Origin of the sequence: Nitrosomonas sp. Nm51, assembly GCF_900111165.1 — a bacterium.
Lineage (GTDB): Bacteria > Pseudomonadota > Gammaproteobacteria > Burkholderiales > Nitrosomonadaceae > Nitrosomonas.
In genome coordinates this window covers 1-1,142 of record NZ_FOGH01000128.1, presented here as the reverse complement: position 1 = coordinate 1,142, position 1,142 = coordinate 1, and the positions used below count along the sequence as shown (strand labels likewise).

Genomic DNA, 1,142 nt, shown 5'->3' with positions numbered 1-1,142 from the left:
TAGTCGGCCCTGAAAAAGGATATTTTGAAAATTCTTCTTCGCAAAAATATTTGCCAGAAATTTTTTATCCTGTCTGTACATTTTTTTCAGAAATTTCCGGCGGCAAGGTTTATTTTCACCCTGTTTTTTGCAGAAAAAAACAGCAAAAAAATGGCCCGCAGCCATTGTTTCAGATTCCAGGCGCAAGCAGCCATCAACAGGTTGATGTGATCACCGATGACGCCTTTCAAGTAGTTTCTTGTCATTCTATGATCCGACTTCAAGTGACCGATAATGGGCTCAATGGCTGCGCGCCTTCTGCATTGTTTACGCTTCTTATCCCTTTGGTAACGCGTGTCTCGTTTGAGTGCTTTCCCCGGCAGAATGATTTTTGTTCCATTCACTTCATTTTTACCGCGGTAACCGCGATCACACACTGCTTGTCTGGCTGTTTTGCCGCGCGATGTTTCAACATGCCTGAGTATTTCCGGCAGCGTATGGCTGTCGTGCAGGTTTTGTTCATGACTAACCACACCAACAATGATATTGCTTCGTGCTGTACAGGCGATTGATGCCTTGCTGCCATATTCGTATTGTTTGTGGTCTTTTCCCTTGGCGACACAGTAGACTTGCGGTTCAGGCAGGGAATAGATTTTGTTTTTGTCTTTGGGTTGTTGTTTTAAAATGCGTTCGTACAATAGAAAGTCCTGCTGGTAGCGTTCAAACAAGCAGTATTGCGGCAATTTTCGCCGCAGCTCCCGTATCAAAATTCCCGCTATGGTTCTCAGCCGTTTCAGGGCACGCCTGGCCTTGGCTCTTTTTTTGACATGGCGAAAATGTCGGATATCCAGGCGCAGTGATTTGACTTCCTTGACGAACGTGCGCCGTTGAGAAACACCATGTGCTTTGGCTATCTTATTCAGGCGATTGATGATTTTGATTGCAAGCTTGCTATCCGTAGGATAAGTGATATTTTTTTCATGCACCGTCGTGTCGATATGAACCGTATCTTCCAGCGCTGCTTTACCATGCAAGCCAACACTCATCTGGAAAATTTGCTCAACACCGCCAAATCCTATGCGCTTGCGAAAATGAACCAGTTCCGTGCTATGGCAAGGCAGCCTGCGTTGAAATTCCTGCATGCCGCAAAAAGCCTGGTAGTA

The 1,142-nt window shown here is 45.5% G+C and carries 1 protein-coding gene; it reads right to left on the bottom strand.

The genetic code is table 11. The annotated features are described in order from the left end of the window. Positions 1-86 precede the first annotated feature (86 nt). Positions 87-1,142 (bottom strand): IS5 family transposase (locus tag BMY60_RS15155; RefSeq protein WP_090334728.1); only part of this gene is annotated, 1,056 nt, incomplete at its 5' end.